Source organism: Marinomonas sp. KMM3893 (assembly GCF_004352855.1).
GTDB classification, from domain to species: Bacteria; Pseudomonadota; Gammaproteobacteria; order Pseudomonadales; family Marinomonadaceae; genus Marinomonas; species Marinomonas arenicola.
The window spans coordinates 70,528-91,463 of the sequence record NZ_SJSC01000004.1 but is presented as its reverse complement, the minus strand read 5'-3'; the positions used below and the strand labels follow the sequence as shown (position 1 = coordinate 91,463).

The 20,936-nt window shown below is 41.0% G+C and carries 17 protein-coding genes; 13 read left to right on the top strand and 4 right to left on the bottom strand.

The features are described 5' to 3' along the window. The first annotated feature begins 15 nt into the window (after positions 1–15). The 6 genes from E0D71_RS11310 (at position 16) to E0D71_RS11285 (ending at position 7,466) form a co-directional block, all read left to right on the top strand. Positions 16–1,038, top strand: coding sequence for an ester cyclase (locus E0D71_RS11310; RefSeq protein WP_133003416.1), 1,023 nt, complete (start codon positions 16–18; stop codon positions 1,036–1,038). Between the two features lie 547 nt (positions 1,039–1,585). Further along, on the top strand, positions 1,586–2,641 hold the full coding sequence (locus E0D71_RS11305) for a sugar phosphate isomerase/epimerase (RefSeq protein ID WP_133003415.1): 1,056 nt from the start codon (positions 1,586–1,588) through the stop codon (positions 2,639–2,641). Between the two features lie 12 nt (positions 2,642–2,653). Beyond that, positions 2,654–3,838 carry a Gfo/Idh/MocA family oxidoreductase gene (locus tag E0D71_RS11300; protein WP_133003414.1) on the top strand — a complete coding sequence of 395 codons (1,185 nt, stop codon included), beginning with the start codon at positions 2,654–2,656 and terminating at the stop codon, positions 3,836–3,838. Positions 3,839–3,841: 3 nt separating this feature from the next. Further along, complete coding sequence (locus tag E0D71_RS11295) at positions 3,842–5,344, top strand: sugar ABC transporter ATP-binding protein (RefSeq protein ID WP_133003413.1); 1,503 nt, start codon at positions 3,842–3,844, stop codon at positions 5,342–5,344. Between the two features lie 71 nt (positions 5,345–5,415). Continuing rightward, positions 5,416–6,390: an ABC transporter permease gene (locus E0D71_RS11290; RefSeq protein WP_133003412.1), complete on the top strand. Its 975-nt coding sequence runs from the start codon at positions 5,416–5,418 to the stop codon at positions 6,388–6,390. Between the two features lie 104 nt (positions 6,391–6,494). After that, a complete protein-coding gene (locus E0D71_RS11285; RefSeq protein ID WP_207923381.1) occupies positions 6,495–7,466 on the top strand; it encodes a substrate-binding domain-containing protein in 972 nt (323 codons plus the stop codon). 190 nt (positions 7,467–7,656) lie between these two features. Here the strand turns inward: E0D71_RS11285 and E0D71_RS11280 are convergent, their stop codons facing one another. Both E0D71_RS11280 and dkgB read right to left on the bottom strand, forming a co-directional pair. Then, a complete protein-coding gene (locus E0D71_RS11280; RefSeq protein ID WP_133003411.1) occupies positions 7,657–8,598 on the bottom strand; it encodes a zinc-binding dehydrogenase in 942 nt (313 codons plus the stop codon). A gap of 548 nt (positions 8,599–9,146) precedes the next feature. Next, complete coding sequence (gene dkgB / locus E0D71_RS11275; RefSeq protein ID WP_133003410.1) at positions 9,147–9,947, bottom strand: 2,5-didehydrogluconate reductase DkgB; 801 nt, start codon at positions 9,945–9,947, stop codon at positions 9,147–9,149. 28 nt (positions 9,948–9,975) lie between these two features. Between dkgB and E0D71_RS11270 the strand changes: the two genes are divergently transcribed. Both E0D71_RS11270 and E0D71_RS11265 read left to right on the top strand, forming a co-directional pair. Then, entirely contained in the window at positions 9,976–10,971 is a 996-nt protein-coding gene (locus E0D71_RS11270; protein ID WP_207923380.1) for a LysR family transcriptional regulator, read from the top strand. Positions 10,972–11,104: 133 nt separating this feature from the next. After that, complete coding sequence (locus E0D71_RS11265) at positions 11,105–12,010, top strand: TIGR03571 family LLM class oxidoreductase (RefSeq protein WP_133003409.1); 906 nt, start codon at positions 11,105–11,107, stop codon at positions 12,008–12,010. Positions 12,011–12,295: 285 nt separating this feature from the next. Here E0D71_RS11265 and E0D71_RS11260 read toward each other — a convergent pair whose 3' ends face one another. Next, positions 12,296–13,180, bottom strand: a complete 885-nt coding sequence (locus E0D71_RS11260) for a LysR family transcriptional regulator (protein ID WP_133003408.1) — start codon at positions 13,178–13,180, stop codon at positions 12,296–12,298. A 153-nt stretch (positions 13,181–13,333) separates the two neighbouring features. Here E0D71_RS11260 and E0D71_RS11255 point away from each other — a divergent pair, with 153 nt between their 5' ends. The 5 genes from E0D71_RS11255 to cfa all read left to right on the top strand — a co-directional run bounded on the left by E0D71_RS11255 (position 13,334) and on the right by cfa (position 18,837). Beyond that, the gene (locus E0D71_RS11255; protein WP_133003407.1) at positions 13,334–14,518 is read left to right on the top strand and encodes an MFS transporter; all 1,185 of its coding nucleotides are present in this window, start codon (positions 13,334–13,336) and stop codon (positions 14,516–14,518) included. 549 nt (positions 14,519–15,067) lie between these two features. After that, on the top strand, positions 15,068–15,760 hold the full coding sequence (locus E0D71_RS11250) for an SDR family oxidoreductase (protein ID WP_133003406.1): 693 nt from the start codon (positions 15,068–15,070) through the stop codon (positions 15,758–15,760). A 148-nt stretch (positions 15,761–15,908) separates the two neighbouring features. After that, on the top strand, positions 15,909–16,196 hold the full coding sequence (locus tag E0D71_RS11245) for a putative quinol monooxygenase (protein ID WP_133003405.1): 288 nt from the start codon (positions 15,909–15,911) through the stop codon (positions 16,194–16,196). Positions 16,197–16,264: 68 nt separating this feature from the next. Beyond that, positions 16,265–17,416 carry a methionine adenosyltransferase gene (gene metK, locus E0D71_RS11240; protein ID WP_133003404.1) on the top strand — a complete coding sequence of 384 codons (1,152 nt, stop codon included), beginning with the start codon at positions 16,265–16,267 and terminating at the stop codon, positions 17,414–17,416. A gap of 266 nt (positions 17,417–17,682) precedes the next feature. Further along, positions 17,683–18,837, top strand: coding sequence for a cyclopropane fatty acyl phospholipid synthase (gene cfa, locus E0D71_RS11235; RefSeq protein WP_133003403.1), 1,155 nt, complete (start codon positions 17,683–17,685; stop codon positions 18,835–18,837). 686 nt (positions 18,838–19,523) lie between these two features. On the opposite strand, the gene fes is transcribed toward cfa, so the two are convergent. Further along, a complete protein-coding gene (gene fes, locus E0D71_RS11225) occupies positions 19,524–20,813 on the bottom strand; it encodes an enterochelin esterase (protein ID WP_243712032.1) in 1,290 nt (429 codons plus the stop codon). Positions 20,814–20,936 lie beyond the last annotated feature (123 nt).

The following is a 20,936-nucleotide window of genomic DNA, read 5'->3' as shown; positions in this document are numbered from 1 at the left end:
AAAAAGGTGGAAATCATGGTGATTCATAACAGAAACAAAGAGATAGTGAATAAGCTTAGAAAATGTTTATACGACTATTCTGAAGTAGATTTGGCGAAAACAATAGAATGCGTTATTGCTAATAACGCCATATTACAATTTTCTTTCCCCTTTGAGACATTAGAGTCAAAACAAGAATTACTTAGTCGTATTTTTAATCCACTTGCTAAGGCATTCGTTGGATTAGAGCGTCGAGATACTATCGTCATGTCAGGCAATTCAAATAACAATAGCCAGTGGGTAGGCTGCTGTGGATATTATACGGGGTCTTTCGAAAAGCCATGGTTGGATATTCTACCCACAGGCCATCAAGTAAGTATGCGCTTTCATGAATTCTTTCGTATTGAAGACGGGCTAATTGTTGAAATACAAGCCGTTTGGGATATTCCAGAAGTCATGATGCAAGCTGGTGCTTGGCCGTTATCTCCTAGCTTAGGGCGAGAATGGCATGTTCCAGGGCCTGCCACTCAAGATGGCATCCTAACATCTGAGCACAATGACGTAATAACTAAGAAAAGCTTAGATATAGTCTCAGATATGTGCAGATCGTTAGGGAACTTTGCGCATGGTGGTGTTGAGGCTATGGAATTAGAAAAATACTGGCACCCTAACTGTAGCTGGTACGGCCCATCTGGAATTGGCACGGCAAGAGGCATCAAAGGATTCAGAAATTGGCATCAGATTCCTTTTTTGAAGGCCCTACCGAATCGCATAGGAGATACAAACAAAGGCTACCTGTTTGCAGAAGCTGACTACGTAGGTTTTACTGCTTGGCCCGGTATGTCAATGGCAATAAGCCAAGACGGATGGCTAGGCATTGCTCCTTCTAATCAAGAAATCACCATGAGGAGCCTAGACTTTTGGCGTATCGAGAATGGCTTAATTAGAGAGAATTGGGTTTTGATCGACTTATTAGATGTCTACAACCAAATAGGTGTTGATGTGCTAGGACGAATGAGAGAACTTAATAAAGCTCGACTAGGGATATTCGAAGACTGACAGTCTTCTCTAGTACTGATAAATAAGGGAAGATTTAATTTATCAGTACTGTCTCTTAGGTTTTCTATCGACGCCCTCTTATAATGCCCTCCTTACCCCACATAACACAACGCTATCAACTCATTATCTTTTTTTGTTTTTAGATAGCGTTTTTTCATAGAAAACCGCCCTCAATCTCGCCTTTATATAGCGTTAAAACATCATCCGTTAATTCTATTTAAATGCTGAAAAGCATAAGAAGCTTCAAGGAAAAACAAATTAAAAAACACAGAAACCCTCTTCAATAAAAACATAATCCATTGTTTTATATAGAAAATTAAAAAATCAATTTTATAATGCTTTTAATAAAGCCCATCCCTTCGTTCATTTGTTCATTTTATCTCGCTATCACTCTGTCTTAAAAAATCGTATTTTTCAGCAGGACTTCGCGCGGCCGATAAGGCATTAAGCGCCTCGGGGAAACATTGGAAAAACCTTCTTTATGCTATTAAATGTAAAGCATTGTAGAAGACACAAACCAATAAAAATAAAAATGGAGGTGACTATTATGCAAGCTTTAAAAGGTCCAGCTCTCTTTCTTGCGCAGTTTGTTAGCGATGAAGCACCCTTTAACACTTTTGAGAACATTGTGGCATGGGCGGCCAGCCTCGGCTTTAAAGGCGTGCAAATTCCCACCTGGGACGCGCGGATATTTGATTTGGATCGCGCCGCGACGGATCTAGACTATTGTCAGTACATTCAGCAAACACTCGCTCAACATGGTATGGAAGTCACTGAGCTGTCCACGCATTTGCAAGGTCAATTGGTCGCGGTGCATTCCGCTTACGATGAGGTCTTTGATGGCTTTGCGCCAGACCATCTAAAAGGCAACCCTGATGCACGCCAAAAATGGGCCGTCGAGCAACTGCTTAAATCCGCACACGCGTCTAAAAACCTCGGTCTGAGCAATCATGTTACTTTCTCCGGTGCCCTATTATGGCCTTACCTTTACCCTTGGCCGCAACGACCCGCTGGGTTAGTCGAAGCAGGCTTTACAGAGTTGGCCAACCGCTGGTTGCCCATCCTTGATGAGTTCGACCGCTGTGGGGTAAACGTCTGCTATGAGATTCACCCAGGTGAAGATTTACACGATGGCGTGACCTTTGACATGTTTCTAGCAGCGACGAACCAGCATCCACGAGCCAATATTTTGTTCGACCCATCTCACTTTGTTTTGCAGCAGCTCGATTATTTGCAGTTCATCGATATTTACCATGAGCGCATCAAGATGTTTCACGTCAAAGACGCCGAATTTAACCCAACAGGGCGACAAGGTGTTTATGGTGGCTATCAAAATTGGATTGATCGTGCGGGGCGTTTTCGCTCGCTGGGCGATGGTCAAGTCGACTTTAAAAGCATCTTTTCCAAACTCACCCAATACGATTTTGGTGGCTGGGCTGTCATTGAATGGGAATGCTGCATGAAACACCCTGAAGCGGGTGCGCAAGAAGGCGTGAAATTTGTCAACGATCACTTAATTCAAGTGACCGAGCGGGCCTTTGATGACTTTGCCAGCAGCGGCATAGACGACGCTGCTAACCGTCGTATTCTTGGCTTGAAGTAGGAGGCAGATAAAATGGAACATAAACGTATTCGCATCGGTATGGTTGGCGGTGGTGATGGGGCTTTCATTGGCGCGGTTCACCGTATTGCGACCCGCTTAGACGATGGGTTTGAACTGGTGGCTGGCGCCCTCTCCTCTGACCCAGACAGAGCCTTGGCTTCCGCGCTTCGTATTGGCATCAGTCAAGCGCGCTCTTATTCTTCATTTACGACCATGGCGGAGCAAGAAAAACAGCGAGAAGATGGCATTCAAGCCGTCATTATTGTCACGCCAAATCACATGCACTATCCAGTCGCCAAGGCATTTTTAGAGCAAGGTATTCATGTTATCTGTGACAAACCGGTGACAAAAGACTTAGACGAAGCCTTAGCGTTAAAAGCACTTGTTATGCAGTCTGGAGCATTTTTTGCTCTGACTCATAATTACACAGGCTACCCCTTGGTGAGACACGCCAAACACTTGGTAGATACCGGTGTATTAGGTGATTTGCGTGTTATTCAAGTGGAATACGCCCAAGACTGGCTAACAGAAAACGCCGAAAACACCGACAACAAACAGGCAAAATGGCGTACAGATCCGGAGAAATCCGGCTTAGCAGGCTGTTTAGGAGACATAGGAACACACGCGTTCAATTTGGCTTGTTTCATTTCTGGACAAAAAGTAAAACAAGTCTCTGCGGATTTAACCGCCTTTGTCAGTGGTCGTCGAGTGGACGATAACGTGCATACTATGCTGCGTTTTGATGGTGGCGCCAAAGGCATGCTGTGGTCCAGCCAAGTAGCGCCAGGCAACGAAAATGGCCTGAGAATTCGCCTTTATGGAGACAAGGCGGGGCTTGAGTGGGCGCAGGAATCGCCGAACGAGTTGTGGCTTTCTGTACTCGGCGAACCCAGCCAAAGAATTACCCGTGCAGGTCCTGGTGCGGGGGCAGAAGCCAATCGTCTTTCTCGTATACCGGCTGGGCACCCTGAAGGCTATTTGGAAGGGTTTGCAAACCTATATGTAGACATCGCTGCTGCGATTCACGCTATTGACGCAGGCGCGGATGTGCAATCCGTTCAAGGTTTTATTCCAAGCATTAATGATGGTGTGGAAGGCATGAAATTCATCAGCGCTGTACTTGCCTCCTCGGCTCATAACAGTGCATGGCGCCCTCTTGCAGCCAGCGTTTCTACTGATTCGTCACGCGAGGACTAGCTCATGACGCAACCCATTATGCAGATTTACGACATCGTCAAAGAGTTCGCTGGCGTGCGTGTATTGCACAATGTCAGCTTGGACATTTTGCCTGGCGAAGTACTAGGCGTCTTAGGGGAAAATGGCGCAGGAAAATCGACCTTACTGAAAATCATCAGTGGTATTTACACCCAAACTTCAGGCCACATTACGCTAGATGGCAACCAGGTTTCTATCCGCTCCACATCGGATGCAAAACGGTTAGGGATTGCGATGATCCCCCAAGAGTTTAATCTGATCAGCAGCCTTAATGTGTTTGAGAATATTTTTCTTGGTAATGAAATAAAAAAAGGCATCTTGCTTAATAAACCCATGATGCGCCATAAAGCCCATACGCTCTTGACGGAATTAGCGACCGACTTAAGCCCAGACGCTTTAGTAGAAACGCTCAGTGTGGCCGAAAAGCAAATGGTGGAGATCGCCAAAGCGCTGGTTAATGACTCACGCATTCTGATTATGGATGAGCCAACCACGGTGTTAACCGACCATGAGGTAGAAATCTTTTTTACGCTGGTCGACACTCTCAAACAGCGCGGCGTCACCATTATTTTTATTTCCCACAAACTCAAAGAAGTAAAATTACTGTGTGATCGCTTAGCCATTCTGCGCGATGGACACTTAGTTAGCCTAGACGATGTATCGCAGATAAATGAAAAAGACATGGCCAGAAAAATGGTGGGCCGTGAATTGAATCAAATTTATCCGCATCGCAATGAACCTAGCGATGAGACGGTTCTTAAGGTGCATCATTTGTCTATCAAGGGAGTATTAAAGGACATCAACTTCGCGTTAAAAAAAGGAGAAGTTCTTGGTTTTGCAGGCTTAATTGGAGCTGGCCGCACCGAAACCGCAGAAGCGGTGATGGGGCTGCGTAAAAAGGACACTGGAGACATCGAGATCAATGGCCAAGCAGTCACCATCCACACCATCGCAGACGCGGTTTCTCACCACTTAGCCTACTTGTCAGAAGATCGGCAAGGCAAAGGCTTAATAATGAACTTTGATATTCCCAAAAACATCACGCTCATTTCGTTGGCCGCTTATGTTAGAGGGCTTATTCAGCACAAAAAAGAGCGCGCCGTTGCCCAAGAATACGTCAAACGATTTGATATAAAAGCCGCGTCTCTGAACTCAAACCTGATTAACTTAAGCGGCGGAAACCAGCAGAAAGTCTATTTATCCAAATGGATGGACACACACCCAAATATTCTCATTCTCGATGAACCGACCCGTGGTATAGACGTTAATACCAAAAAAGAAATCTATCACTTTATCCGCTCACTAACCGAGCAAGGTGTCTCCATCATTATGATTTCGTCTGAACTAGAAGAAGTCATTGGCTTATCCCATCGGGTCATTGTGATGCGCTCTGGAGAAATCATGGGCGAACTCTCAGGCGACGCCATCAATGAGAAGGAAATTATGTATTACGCAGCAGGATTAAAAACCATGAAGCAGGAGGCATAACCCTAGCAATCAAACCGTTCGCCCTGATCACTCGTACCGCAGATAACAATAAAAATAAACAAGGATTCATTATGGCCATGTTCGAACCCGCTCCCATGATCACCCGCCTAAAACAACTCAATATGGCGGCTTACGCGCCCTTTATCGCGTTACTTTTGTTGATTCTTTTTTCGTCTATTGCGAGCGAAAGTTTTTTAATGCCGCGTAATATTACCAACGTACTAAGACAAGTTTCCTACACTGGCATCATTGCTCTGGGCATGACTTTTGTGATCATAGCTGGCGGTATTGATCTGTCTGTAGGCTCCATGGTGGCCGTGGTGGGTGTGCTGACTATTATGATCATCAATGGGGCTGGCGATGGTTGGTGGGCGGTGGCCATGGCGATCTCTTCGGCGATTGCTTTGGGTGGCGTTTTTGGTGCTTTGAATGGGCTTATTGTTACCCGTGGTAAGGTCGCCTCTTTTATTGCCACCCTCGCCACCATGTCGATCTTTCGATCCATGGCCTTATACACCAGTGACGCTGGCGAAATGGTGTCTGAAAACAGTCATTTTTCAGACATTGGCGGCGGCTATTTATGGGGCATCCCCTATCCTGTTTGGGTATTTTTGCTGCTGGCCATTATTTTCCATGTTCTGCTCAAGCACAGCGCCTTTGGACGCCATGTTTGTGCCGTCGGCTCCAATGCAAAAGTCGCGTCTTATTCGGCCATCAAAGTTCGCTGGGTCTATTTTATGACTTTTGTTATTGCTGGCGCGTCTGTGGGTATTTCTGCTGTTTTATTGGCCTCTCGGCTAAATTCCATCAGCCCAAGTGATGCGGGCATTTTTTATGAATTGGATGCGATTGCTGCGGTCGTCATTGGCGGCACGGCTTTGTCCGGGGGAAAAGGCACCATTTGGGGAACCGTCATCGGGATTATCATTTTAGGCATCATTAATAACATGCTGAATTTAATGGGGATTTCGCCTTACTTACAAGGCATGGTGAAGGGGCTCGTCATCTTGATAGCGGTCTTAGTGCAGTTTAAAGGCGATCGCTAAAGTGCGATTACCGCAACGAGTATTCGCCATAAAAAGAAGGAAATGATGCGAGTAAAACCTTTCGTTCTACTCGTTAAACATTAATATCACTGGAGAGAGTATTCATGAAATATAAAAATAACATCATGAGAACGGTCGTCGCGTTTATGCTGATTTTCACCTTTGTTGGTACAAGCTATGCGGCAAAATATAAAATAGGAGTCAGCGTGCCATCCGCCGATCATGGTTGGACAGCAGGGTTACTTTGGTGGGCCAATAAAGCCGCCGCCGACTTCAAAATGAAAGAAAAAGACATCGACTTCTACGTGGTAGCGTCCAGCTCTGGCTCAAAGCAAGTTGGCGACGTGGAGGATCTCATGGTCAAAGGCATCGATGCGCTGGTTATCTTGCCGAGTAACCCGGCCACGCTACAAAAAGTGATCGAAGAAGCCTATGGCGAGGGCATCTATACTGTGGTTGTTGACCGCGAACTGGCTCATCCCGCACAGAATATTTTCATTGCCGGAGATAATTCAGGACTCGGTCGTGTTGGCGCTCAATGGCTCGCCAAAGAAATGTCTGGCAAAGGCAACATTGTCTCCATTGAAGGTCTGCAAATTCCAATCAACAAGCAACGTGTGGATGCGTTCAACGAAGTAATGGCCGATTACCCAAACATCAAAATCCTCGACTCTCAACCCGGTGATTGGTCTACGCAAAAAGCCTTAGCTGTGATGGAAAACTTCCTACAGAAGTACCCTAAAATTGATGCGGTATGGTGCCAAGACGATGACATGCTAAAAGGGGTATTAAAAGCCATTGAAGAATCAGGTCGTACTGACATTAAAACCGTATTGGGCGGCGCTGGCTCCAAAGACATCATTAAAATGATCAAGTCGGACAGCAATAAAATGGTTCGCGCTACGGTGACCTACCCACCTTCCATGATAGCGTCAGGCATTGCATTGGCCGTTCATGGCGTCAAACATGAAAAACTGGGTGATCTCTATAATGAACCATCGCGCATTATTTTAGGCGCGCAATTGGTCACCGACGAAAACGCCGCTGAGTTTTATTTCGAAAACTCCCCTTACTAAATCCCACAGCAACGGTATCTGCTTCAGTAATTACTGAAGCAGATACCGACAGCTCTTCTAACTAGCCAAGCTGACTTCCTTAACCCAGCCCCTATCAAAGGGGCCCATCATCAGTTATATGATCAGCTATCCATGCAAGTTTATAGGGAGCCTAGTTATAGAATTATCAAAAAAGAATGAATAGTCCAATTTAGATCAATGTAATAACCGTTTTTAATTTTGTTAATTCGCTATGCTCCAAGGCTTCAGACATTTGCTCAAAGTCAAAAGTGATTGGAGCATTAACTTTAAAATTACCTTTGTCAATTCGTTCAAGTAGCGCTTCTCCATTTTGCATCAGCGCATTCCAATCATTTACATCGCCAAAATCATGTAACGCTCCAAGTGCTATTTCGTGGTAGGAAATAGTGCGGGTAAATGGAGGATCAATCGGTTCAGGTATACGGTCTTGAATGCAGACAATATGCCCATTAGCTCTTAACAGTGGCACTAAATCGGCGGCATTTTCCCCACTGACCGCATCGAAAACAGCGAAGTATTTCATGTCAACTTGAGGTTGCTCTCTATAAACTCGGCGAATACCTAGCTTTATTGCACGCTTTTCGCTCAGACTAGCTGAAACAACATCAACGACATAACCTGCATTAACAAGGATCTGAGATAGCAAATTATTAACCGCCCCAAAACCAACGATAAGCACTTCTCTTTGTCGGGTTAACGGAATTTTTTCAAATGCTTGCCAAGCAGTAAGCATCGGGCAAGGTAGCGCCGCTGCAAGTTTAAATGAGAGGTTCTCGGGCAACATCATCACTCGTTCAACATTCAAAGCCGTATACTCAGCAAAGCTGCCATGTTGTTTTAGTGAGCTATGATATGCCACTCGACGGCCTATTATTCTCGTATCAACCTTTGCACCGACTTGCACAATAACACCTGCACCATCAACACCTGGGACATGACCATTTGGCCAACCCAAAGGGTTTGTTTTGATAAACTTCCAATCTACAGGGTTAATGCCAATGGCTTTGTTTTGCACTAAAATTTCATTGTCAGCTAATGACGGTCTTTCTGTCATAGCTAGAATAAGACTCTGTGTCTTCATTTGATATTGCCAAACTTTATATTGTTCCATCTTATTTCCGTTCGCTTAATAAAAAATAAGGTATCAAGGAATTAGTATTGATGCCGAGTATATTAGGTCTGATAAGTTTTTTAATCGATGTAGCCTCTTCCTCACTACTGTATAAGGTTAACCTTGCATTACCATCAAACTCTGGCAATTTTAGACAGCCTAAAATTAGAAAAGCTCGCAATACTAAAAGTAAGCGAGCTTATATTATTAATACAGTTAAAATCTCGCTTTTTTACTTAATAAATCTTCTGATTGATAAACCCCAAGATAACTAGATATAAAAAAGATAAAGTCTGATCGCTAGTTAAATTGTCTAGGCAAACAACTTTCGCGCTATTCTCTTCCTGTCATAACACCGAATAAAAGCCTTTTTCTAGGTCATTCCATTGATAGGCTACTGCCCACTCGTCCATTTAAGTACATCATTGATGATTTTATACTTAACAGCAAAAGCGTTAGAGTTATAGGTGTTAATCACAGGTAATCCTTCATACCCGACAAGATAAGATCGACCTAAGAATTTAGGATTTTTACCTATATTCTTTACCTTAGTCATTCCATACCGGTGCCAGTCCTTCAGGGTTTACTTCACGCCCATTTCTTTCCAGTGAGTCAATTTTGGATATTGCTTCATCGCTAAGTTTAATTTTTAATGCTTCAAGATTGCTGGCCAAATTATGGCGCTTAGTTGAGGAAGGAATGACGGCGTAGCCTTTAGATAGCGCCCATGCGAGAACCACCTGAGCGGGTGTAGCCGAAACCTCTTCTGCAATTTCGCCAATAACCGGATCTCCTAAAACTTTACCGTAAGCCAGTGTCATGTAAGAAGTGACTTGTATATTATTATCACGCATAAATTTAACTAATTTATGGTTTTGTAAATATGGGCTAAGTTCGATCTGGTTTGTAACAATATTTTCTTTACCAACAACATCCATAGCTTGCTGTAACAAGTCTATGTTGAAGTTTGATACACCTATTTCGCGGGTCAACCCCATTTTTTTTGCTTCAAGCAATGACGTCATATATTCTTTTATATCATTATTGCTACCCGGCCAATGAATCAAAGTTAAATCCACATAATCCGTGTTAAGCTTCTCTAAGCTTTCCTTCAAACTAGAGATAAGTCGTTCAGAGTTCATATTATCAACCCAAATCTTAGTTGTGATGAATAATTCATCCCGCTCTAAATTAGATTGCGTGATCACTTCTCCCACTTCTTTCTCATTGTTGTAAATCTGAGCAGTATCAATTACTCGATAGCCAACTTCTAATGCATTCTTAATAGAATCTTTTACCACGTCCCCTTCTAGACGAAATGTTCCTACCCCAAATGATGGTACTTTCATACAACTCTCCTAAAGTCATTGATAAAATTTGAACGTTATATATCAAATTGACTTTACGGGTTTGCAACATTTCCGTAAAGTTAATAATAATCAAATCTATATTGAAAAAATATCAACAATGAAAGCAACTTTAGATGAAATGAAAACCTTTATAACCGTGGTTGATACCGGTTCAGTGAGTGCAGCAGCTAAGCTAATGTCAATGACCGTTTCGGCTGTCAGTCGCACGGTATCAAGACTCGAAAATAAGCTGGAAACAACATTACTAAATAGGACTACTCGTAAGCTAGATGTGACGAATGAAGGAGCAATCTATCTTGATAAAGTAAGAGAGATCGTAGATGCAGTGGAACGTGCTGAAGCTCAACTTCAAAATCAAAAATCTAACCCTTCTGGTTTACTAAGAATAAATGCCGCCACTCCATTTTTGTTACATGTACTGACTCCACATATTGCAAAGTATCAATCTCTGTACCCTGATGTAGACCTTGAACTAAATTCCAATGAAAGCAATATCGACCTTTTGGGCACAAAAACTGACGTAGCATTTCGTATAGGTGAATTACAAGATTCGACCTTGCGAGCGACATTCCTAGGAAATAGTCGAATTAGAATGGTCGCTAGTCCTGAGTACCTCAGTAACTATGGAACGCCAACTTCAGTAGAACAATTACTGAATCATAAACTGATTGGATTTAGCCAACCCGAATCATTAAAGGAATGGCCAATGATGGATAAGAACAACAAATTGCTGCGAATTAACAGCAGCCTTAGGTCTGACAATGGTGAGACCATTCGATGCCTCGTGCTTCAAGGGGCTGGCATCGGATGCTTATCAGACTTCATGACACATTCCGATAGAAAATGTGGCAACTTAGTTGAGGTACTAAGCGAGTACTCGCATGAGGTAAAACAACCGATTCACGCCGTTTATTACAAAAATGCAGGAACCTCGAGAAGAATAAGTTCGTTTATTAACTTTATAAAGGGAGAGCTATTGGTCGAAAATTTTAATTTTCTTTAGTGTGTAACCTATTTATACAAAACTGTTTTGTCGTTTCAGCTCTTTTTTTTTACTTTGAAGATGAAATAATTTCATTGAATAAGATCAAAATTCCATCATTAAGCGACATTAACATTGTTAGGTAGGCATTATTGTGCATAAAAATCTAAACACATCTTTTTCTATTGGAGTCGAGCTACCCTTAGATAACGATTGGACCCGAGAAGGTCAAACAAAACGTTTACTTCAAAATAAACCCCTTGGCGTTCCTGATATGACCGAACATAAAGAACGGATCATGTTGGCAGATGAACTTGGCTTCAAAGCCGCTTGGATTAGAGATGTCCCACTTTATGATCCAAATTTTGGTGATGCAGCCCAAGTTTTTGAAGCGTTCAGTTATCTAGGTTATCTATCAGCATGTACTAATAACATCTTATTAGCTACCGCTGCTATTGTTCTACCGTTGCGAGAGCCTTGGCTTGTTAAAAAAGCCGCTGCAACCATTAATGAATTAAGCAACAATCGTTTGATTCTTGGTGTTGCGAGTGGAGATCGCCCGAGCGAGTATCCAGTATTTGATGTTGACTTTAACAACCGTAGTGAAGTATTTCGTAACAGCCTGGACATACTAAGAGACACAAACAACGCTAAGCTCAAAAACGGACTTCAATTGATCCCTGAGTTTAAGGATATTCCTATCTATGCCGCAGGATTAGCTCAACAAAGTCCAGAATGGATAGGCGAAAATTTAGATGGTTGGCTTGCATACCCAGGTACACCGCAAAACCATGAATATCGAGTTAAGCTTTGGCGTCAGGTTGCTGGAGATAAACCTTATGTCAGTTTCATTCACCTAGACTTAGTTGATGATCCTGATGCTCCCATTATTAGACATCATTTTGGCGTACAAACCGGTGTCAAAGGGTTAATCACCGAACTAGAATCTATGAAAAACGTGGGAGTAAACCACATAGGTTTACAGTTCCGAAGGAACCAGCAGCCTATTGAAAATGCTCTAAAAACAATTGCTAACGAAGTCCTCCCGCACTTCCAATAAACGAATTGATACAATGTGCCGACTAAAGTAGCTACGGCACATTGTTTTAACCATAAAGAGACTTCAAATATCAAATTGACAAACACTCCTTTGATACCACTAAATTCAGTACTTGAAGCGCTTTTTCCACCCACCTTAAAAACCTTATTAGGCTTCGGAATAAAGATTGATTTAACCAATCAAATGAGAAAGTAGTCTGTTAATTTTCACTCCTATTAAACACAATACACATCAAATAAAAATCAACAAAAGAAAAACTGTTTTGTCATTTTAACAAAAATAGACTTAGCGCAATGTAAGTCTAGGCTGAATAAAATCTATAAATGCAGTGATTCGCTTAGATAAAGAAGATGATTTGTAGTATACCGCGTTTACCTGCTCTCTCCCTGTGTTGACCGTTTTTTCTGACTCAAGTAATGCTACAAGTTGACCCGAATCTAAGTCTTGCTTCACCATAAATCCTGAGAGACAAGCAATCCCATTCCCTTCAAGCACTAGTTTTCTTATGGTTTCACCACTACTAGAAATTAGATCTGGAGTTCCAATATCAAATCCCCGAAGAGGCCATTCGTTTAAAACCTTAGGCCCTGAAAAGCCAATCAAACTATGCTGTTTCAAGTCATTCGCTGATTTTGGAAAGCCTTTCTTTGCCAAATAGTCTGGCGACGCAACAATAAATAATGGGCTAGTACCAAGCGGTTTTGCATGCAATGTGGAATCCGCTAACTTCCCAATCCGAATGGCAACGTCAGTTCTCATTTCCAGCAAGTCAACAAACCCCTCATTAGAGGTTAAATCTAGTTGTATATCTGGATATACCTTTTTAAATGACTGAATCAATGGGACCAATTGATGTAAAACAAACGGACTAGCCGCATCGACTCTGAGGCGTCCTTTAGGCAGCTCGCCCCTTGTGATTATATCTTCCTCAGCTTCTTGAATTTGGCGTAAACCTATACGAACAGACTCGACAAACTGCAGGCCTTCCTCTGTTACTTCCACCCTTCGGGTTGTCCTATTTAGAAGCGTGACACCTAGTTGAGATTCTATTTTGCTGACAGCCCGAGAAACCCTTGCCACCTGAATTCCGAGTGAGTTTGCTGCAGAAGAAAACCCTCCACTATCAACAACAGTGATAAGAATCTCAAGCTCATCTGATCTAGTTAACATGCTTTATCCTTTTTAATCATTTACATCAAATGTAGCAAAAGTATTTTGCAATAAACACTATTTTTTACAATTGGAATCCAGTCAATAATTGCCGCCACTGAAACGCTGAAGCTGTTTCGGATATTAACGTCCACTGATTAAGAGAGAATTATTATGCCTTTAGCATTATTAGCATTGACGCTTAGCGCCTTTGCTATTGGAACCACAGAGTTTGTTATTGTCGGGCTGATCCCCACGATGGCAACAGACTTAAACGTATCGTTACCTTCAGCGGGTCTTTTAGTTAGCCTATATGCACTTGGCGTTGCGATCGGTGCTCCCGTATTAACTGCACTGACAGGTAACTGGAAACGAAAATATGTATTGATGGCTGTAATGACCCTGTTCGTACTTGGCAACCTATTAGCTTGGAAAGCACCGGGGTATAACACGCTGATCACAGCTCGAATTTTAACGGGCTTAGCGCACGGCGTGTTCTTTTCAATTGGTTCCACAATTGCAACTGGTTTGGTTGCTAAAGAAAAGGCAGCTAGTGCCATTGCTATTATGTTCACAGGTCTTACCGTTGCATTAGTTACTGGCGTTCCACTTGGTACCTGGATCGGTCAAACATTTGGCTGGCAATCAACATTCTTAATTGTTGCGATTCTCGGTCTAATTGCTCTGATTGGCAGCGCCATTTTGGTACCTAGTAATCTTAAGCAACCAGCAGCAGCTAAACTGTCATCACAACTGAAAGTATTGACTCAACCTAGACTGTTATTGGTTTATGCGATTACTGCATTAGGTTATGGTGGCACTTTCACAGCATTTACGTTCTTAGCCCCAATCCTTCAAGAGGTATCAGGTTTTGGATCGAATGCAATCAGTCTAATTATGCTGGTTTATGGTATATCTGTAGCAATCGGTAATATTTGGGGCGGGAAAATGGCCGACAAGATGGGGCCAATCAAAGCATTAACTGCAATTTTCATTGGTTTGATCGTTGTTCTTCTTGTATTTAATGTCGCAGCAACAAACCAAACTGCAGCTGTTATTACCATTCTAGTATGGGGTGCGTTTGCTTTCGGGAATGTTCCTGGTCTTCAAGTGTACGTAGTTAAACTGGCCGAAAAATACACTCCCGATGCAGTTGATGTTGCTTCAGGTCTAAATATAGCTGCATTCAACGTGGGTATCGCACTTGGGTCATGGGGCGGCGGTCTGGTAGTTTCCAATGCTGGACTAATGCACACACCATGGATTGGAGCTGTGGTTGTATTCGTTGCCCTATTACTTACGCGATTCAGTGGAAGTTTGGATAAAAATAGCGAAAAATACGCAGCGGCTTACAAATAACAATCTAGCAAAATACATAGAGCTCGTCCTTTAAAACCCAGTCAAAGACTGGGTTTTTCATTACTAACTGAAAAAGTCACCCCTCAATTTTAATAAAAAATCCATCTAACTATAGATAAACAAATTATCTTACAAAACATCAAAAACAAAACATCCTCCAGAAACAAGATAAAAACTATTACTAGAATTAAAATTATTCTATGAGTTGAAACAATCATAGCAAATCTTTTTTAAAACCAAAATCCAATTCACCTCATAAAAAAAACAGAAACAAAAATAATTAAAAGCACCTCTCCCTCCTACAAAAACCTATATCAAAAACCACCACACCCCCACAATAAAAATAAACTTTCAATATATATTATTGCCAGTATCGATAATTACTTTTGTCATAAACACTATTTTACTAACACTTCAACATAGATAAAATAAAAACCATAAAAACACATTGAAGTATCACGCAGAACATAACTCACGAAATCCCTAAACAGTCGTCGAGTTAAAAGGAGCTATAACTCTACTTAAATTATTAAACAACAGGATATTTTTATGCCTACAGTATTTATTACCGGTGCCAATAGAGGACTGGGATTAGAATTTTCAAAGCAGTATTCAACTTTAGGCTGGAAGGTGATTGCATGTTACAGAAATCAAGAAAATTCAACAGATTTAATTCGTATTTCCGAAGAAACTAACAATTTAACCCCGTATAAACTTGATATAACAAACGAAAAAGAAATTAATAAATTATCTGATTATTTTTTCGAAGAAAAATTTGATGTTCTAATTCATAATGCTGGAATTGATGGCAATAAGTGTGAAGATTTTGGAACAATGGATATGTCAGATTGGGTTGATGTAATGGTCACTAATACTATTTCACCTTTGCTTGTCACCCAAGCTTTAATTGATAACCTGAAAATTGGCAAGCATAAAACTATTGTAGGTATGACTTCGATCATGGCAAGTATTGATGATAACCAGTCCGGAGGTAGATATAGTTACCGAGCATCCAAAGCAGCACTGAATCAAGTTATTAGAACTCTGTCCGTCGACTTATCAGAGGAAAAAATTAAAGCATTAGCCATTCATCCAGGCTGGGTTCAAACAGATATGGGAGGAATAAATGCCAAAATCACTCCTGAAGAAAGTGTTAAGTCAATGATAGCACTGATAAATAATTGTACGGACGCTGATTCCGGTTCCTTCTTGCTATATGACGGTACGAGGTTACCTTGGTAATTTATATATTAGGTGTTGTCTTCATCATTATTATATTCTTCTACATACGTTCTATTTTTATAGATATTGGCGACTTAAATATAAGCTGGGAATGGGACGATGATGATAAAAACGAACTATAACTCATTAACTTGAAATTCGGGATACCATGGTGACAGAAAATATACTTCTTTTAGTTGATATAAACTGCAAGGACAATTCATTTGACCTTGTGCTTTCTGCACTTCGTGAATGCGAAGAACACAGCAAAATAGAACAAGGTTGTTTAAGGTACGATATCCTTTTAAACAACCTTAAACCATTGACAATTATGATTGTAGAAAAATGGTTAGATCAAAACGCCTTAGATTTACACAATAAAAGTAAACACTTTACTGTATTACAAGAGAAAATTAAAAACATTGTAGAGTCAGTTAAAATAAACACATACAGATAACTCAACATAAATACACAAGATCAATTTATTTTAATTATTTCCATCTTATAATCAATATGAGAAAAAATATGACCAAACACCTCTTCACTTCTGAATCTGTTTCAGAAGGTCATCCTGATAAAATTGCAGATCAAATATCGGATGCGATATTAGACGCTATTCTAAAACAAGATCTAAAGGCTCGTGTAGCTTGTGAGACTTACATTAAAACGGGCATGGTAATGGTTGGAGGGGAAATCTCCACCTCCGCATGGGTTGATATCGAAAGCATCACTCGCGAAACAATTAGAAATATAGGTTATGTACATTCAGAGATGGGGTTTGATGCAAATACCTGTGCGGTATTAAACACGATTGGTCAACAATCTCCAGACATTAATCAAGGAGTTGACAAAGAATACCAACAAGAGCAAGGGGCTGGGGATCAAGGCATAATGTTTGGTTATGCTACTAATGAGACCGATGTAATGATGCCCGCCCCAATAACATATGCGCATAAATTGATGGAGCGTCAGGCTGAAGTTAGAAAGAATGGTTCATTACCATGGTTACGCCCTGATGCTAAATCTCAAGTTACTTTTCAGTATGAACATGGAAAGATCATCGGTATTGATACTGTAGTAATATCCACTCAACATAGTAATGAAATATCAACGGAATCTCTACGTGAAGCCGTTATGGATGAAATAATCACCCCCGTTTTACCTAGTATGTGGATGAATAATGAAACTAAATTTTTTATAAATCCTACTGGTCGATTCGTTATAGGAGGGCCTATGGGAGATTGTGGCTTGACCGGACGAAAGATCATTGTTGACACATATGGTGGTTCCGCACGCCATGGCGGGGGCGCTTTTTCTGGCAAAGACCCTTCAAAAGTCGATCGCTCGGCAGCTTATGCTGCCCGATATGTCGCTAAAAATATCGTCGCTGCAGGCCTAGCCGAACGCTGTGAAGTACAGCTTTCATATGCTATTGGCGTTTCTGAGCCAACATCCATTATGGTTGAAACTTTTGGTACAGAAAAAGTACCGCATAAGGTCATCATCGGCGCTATTCGTCAATTCTTCGATTTACGACCATTTGGAATTCAAGTGATGTTGGGCTTATTAAAACCTATCTACAAAAAGACTGCTGTATATGGTCATTTTGGTCGAGAAGATTTTTCATGGGAGAAAACAGACAAAGCCTCCTTAATTAGAGAGTTTGCTAAATTATAGTGTGTATAAAAACACACTGGTACACATTATCAAAAAAATAAAAAGAAAACAATATTACACTCTTATGAATATAACTTCCAATAAACCCAAAAATTTAGATTGGAACATTTCAAATAATTTTATTTAAAAACACTTTAAAATCAGGTGATTTAACCATAAAACACATCTTTTAATCTACGCATGTGTATTTATTAAACAATGCACCACCCTGATCAATTAGTTTAAAAATCAATCTAACTAATTATATTAGTTAAAGGAATGTAGTAATGTCAAAAGTTATGAGTAACCACAGCTTATTCGAAAGTATTCTTTCTTCAGCAGACATAAAGCTCAATGGCAATAGAAGTTGGGATTTAATTATTAATGATGAATCTATTTACGAAAAAATATTAACAGGCGGATCACTTGCTTTTGGTGAAGCCTACATGGATGGTTTATGGGAATGCGAAGACATCGCCGAAATGATTTCTCGTTTACTTTCATCTGACGTGGAATCAATGTTAGGTTCTTTACAAAAGATTTCTTTAGGGCTGAAAGTTGGAGCAGGAAAGCTAAAGAAAGCATTTAATTTACAGAGCATTGAGAGAGCAAAAAGAGACGTAAGCTATCATTACGACATTGGTAACGAGTTGTATTCTTATATGTTAGATAAACGCATGACATATACATGTGCATATTGGAAAGACAGTGATAACCTTGATGACGCGCAAGAAGCCAAACTTGACCTATTATGCCGCAAACTTGGTCTAAAAAAAGGCATGAGAGTCTTGGATATAGGCTGTGGATGGGGGAGCTTTATGGTCTACGCTGCACAGAACTATGGTGTTATTTGCGATGGTTTGACTTTGTCCCAGGAACAGGCAAATTATGGAAAAGAATTAATTAAGAATCAAGAACTCCCTATTAACTTTATTTTAGAGGACTATAGAGAGTATGTCCCAGAATTAAAATATGACCGCATTGTATCAGTTGGAATGTTAGAGCATGTAGGCCCAGATAATTACAGAGAATATTTTGAAAAATCATACGATATGCTTGCCGATAACGGCGTATTCTTAGTTCACACTATAGGTAGTCCAACTTCATCAAACAAGACAGACCCTTGGATTGATAAATATATCTTCCCAAATGGGGTTATCCCTTCTATTTCTCAAATTGGTAATGGTATCAATGGATTATACAATATAGAAGATTTACACAACATTGGGCCAGACTACGATAAAACCTTATGCTCTTGGCATGAGAACTTTGAAAAGAATTGGGAGTTTTTGAATTCAACATACGATGAGAGATTTTATCGTATGTGGCGCTACTACCTATTGAGCTGCGCAGCTGCATTCCGGAGCAGAAACTTAAATCTTTGGCAATTCAGTTTGACTAAAGTTGGAACCCAAAAACCAGAATATGTACGTGCCGTCTGATAATCAGCACTAATACAAAGTTAATCTGACAGTTACTGCCTTTGCACTTAGTATCTGTCAGATTTTATTATGAACTAAATTTATTAGCCATAAACTTTCTTATGCTCAAATTTTATAATTTAGGGCTTATTTGGTAGCGTAAAGCTAAAGACGAAGTACTGGGACACAGAGATCACGGAAGCCAATACATGATTTCTTAGAAAAGAAAGTAGCCAACCGCGAAAGCAGCAGGAAGAGACAATAACAGTAAACAAAGGAAGCTTTCTTCAAGTTTTCTTTCTAACCAAGTGTTAATCATAGCTTGTGATCTCTTTAGTTAATTTAGAGAAATTAAAACAGAAAGACCGAATAAAAAACAACAAAGAAAGTAAGGGGATTATGAAATAAAAAATACTGAATAATCGGCTCAAATCTTTTTCCAAGCAAAAGGTCTCGTAGACCATCACCGTTTTTTTGCTCACTGCTCCCTTTATCTGGCCATTTAGCCGATTCTTTCTGACACACTGCTGGCGATCAATGCCCCTTTAGTGGTTCCTGGTGCCACTATGCCAAACACAAGCATCGCTTCAGAGCAGGGTTTTATGCGCCAATGGTCAGCCATTGCAAAGTAGCATGAGCAACAACAATAAGCGCTATTCCTGGCTATTAATTTGCCTCTTTTTATGTTTTTGGTTTCACCCTTCTTTTTACTCACTAGGAATCAAATATATAAGCCCATTCATCAGCCCAGATCGCCAAGACAGCCAATCATGGCCACCAGATACTTTTTCATAAGACACCCGGCCTCCCTTATCTTTTATTGCTTGAAAAGTTTGGTCATTGTACAAACACATGTCTTTTTCTCCTAAACCAACGGTTTGAAACAACTGCAAGTTAGTAACATCAAGATGACCCTTTAAAATCAAATCGGCCAAACTATTTACTGGTGGCTGGTTAAGCACTTCACACTCTCCAGAGCTTTCTTTCGGTATACGTATTCTGTTCTGCTCTGGCCACCAAAAAGAACCTGAAAGACTGATGACTTTGGAGAAATAATCAGCAAAGTAGAGACCTGCATAGAGTGCAGAGAGCCCTCCTAAGCTTTGGCCCGCAACAACATATTCTGTCACTCCTCGATCAACTGCTTGCAAACTTTTTTTCACACTAGGAAGAAGCTCATTAATTAAAGCTTGCCAAAAAGGCCGATGACAGCTCAGCTCTTTCCAGCGTGTTTGGCTATCCACAGAGGGGACCAAAAGATAATGCGCCGGAGCAATCATCTTCGTATCCGTTAAATATTGAAGCACAGATAACGTTCCGCTTTTTGCCCCCCACTTTTGGCCATCCAATAGAACAACCAATGGCGCCTTTGCTGAAGATGTTGAAAAAACACCACACGGCCTTTGGTTAGACAGTGCCTGTGACTGCCAATCGATCAAAGTAATTTGACTCTGCTCAATTGACCTTAGTTGCCCTTTCTCCCACTCTGACCAACCTAACTCAATAGGCGCATTTGGTAAGTGAAGAGACGAACTCATCCCCCAACCGCTAAACTGTACTGGCAAAAGATTCAGTGGATCGTGAACTTGACCTTGAACAACATCAATCCACCAGTTACGCTGCGACTCCCTTGAGCCATTCCCAGCGGCCTTGACTCCCTCAGGAAGCTGATCAATCGCAAGAGGGATAAAAGAATAGCCACCTCGCCATGTGGCGTTAATCTCTAATTGCCCCACCCACACGTCGGTTCCCGCTATCCTTTCTAGACACTTAGGCTCCCAGCTATGGTGGTTTGTCACAGAGTTAACATTCAACAAAACATTTGCTGTATTAGAGTGGTTCTCATCCCCCTCAGGGTCTTGCCAAAGAAAAATTACCGAACAGAATTGATCATTCACATAAGTGATCAAGGGTAGATGTTGTGAGGCAATCTTCTCCCACCAAAGCGGGCTTCCAATCAAGCGCTCCTCGCCATTAAGCTGGCGCAATAATGTCATTATTTTCAATATTTGACCCTATTCTTAAAGAAATTGCATTAAAACAACAATCTTTATTGATAATGATTCTTATTATTGCCATTATTACTATAACTGTAAAGCAATTCACAAATAAAGGATCCA

Coding starts and splice junctions, on each gene's coding strand:
- E0D71_RS11245 (WP_133003405.1), top strand. CDS start 15,909: ATGGTGACAGAAAATATACTTCTTTTAGTTGATATAAACTGCAAGGAC.
- E0D71_RS11305 (WP_133003415.1), top strand. CDS start 1,586: ATGCAAGCTTTAAAAGGTCCAGCTCTCTTTCTTGCGCAGTTTGTTAGC.
- cfa (WP_133003403.1), top strand. CDS start 17,683: ATGTCAAAAGTTATGAGTAACCACAGCTTATTCGAAAGTATTCTTTCT.
- E0D71_RS11260 (WP_133003408.1), bottom strand. CDS start 13,180: ATGTTAACTAGATCAGATGAGCTTGAGATTCTTATCACTGTTGTTGAT.
- E0D71_RS11295 (WP_133003413.1), top strand. CDS start 3,842: ATGACGCAACCCATTATGCAGATTTACGACATCGTCAAAGAGTTCGCT.
- E0D71_RS11285 (WP_207923381.1), top strand. CDS start 6,495: ATGAAATATAAAAATAACATCATGAGAACGGTCGTCGCGTTTATGCTG.
- E0D71_RS11280 (WP_133003411.1), bottom strand. CDS start 8,598: ATGGAACAATATAAAGTTTGGCAATATCAAATGAAGACACAGAGTCTT.
- fes (WP_243712032.1), bottom strand. CDS start 20,813: ATGACATTATTGCGCCAGCTTAATGGCGAGGAGCGCTTGATTGGAAGC.
- E0D71_RS11310 (WP_133003416.1), top strand. CDS start 16: ATGGTGATTCATAACAGAAACAAAGAGATAGTGAATAAGCTTAGAAAA.
- dkgB (WP_133003410.1), bottom strand. CDS start 9,947: ATGAAAGTACCATCATTTGGGGTAGGAACATTTCGTCTAGAAGGGGAC.
- E0D71_RS11255 (WP_133003407.1), top strand. CDS start 13,334: ATGCCTTTAGCATTATTAGCATTGACGCTTAGCGCCTTTGCTATTGGA.
- metK (WP_133003404.1), top strand. CDS start 16,265: ATGACCAAACACCTCTTCACTTCTGAATCTGTTTCAGAAGGTCATCCT.
- E0D71_RS11290 (WP_133003412.1), top strand. CDS start 5,416: ATGGCCATGTTCGAACCCGCTCCCATGATCACCCGCCTAAAACAACTC.
- E0D71_RS11300 (WP_133003414.1), top strand. CDS start 2,654: ATGGAACATAAACGTATTCGCATCGGTATGGTTGGCGGTGGTGATGGG.
- E0D71_RS11250 (WP_133003406.1), top strand. CDS start 15,068: ATGCCTACAGTATTTATTACCGGTGCCAATAGAGGACTGGGATTAGAA.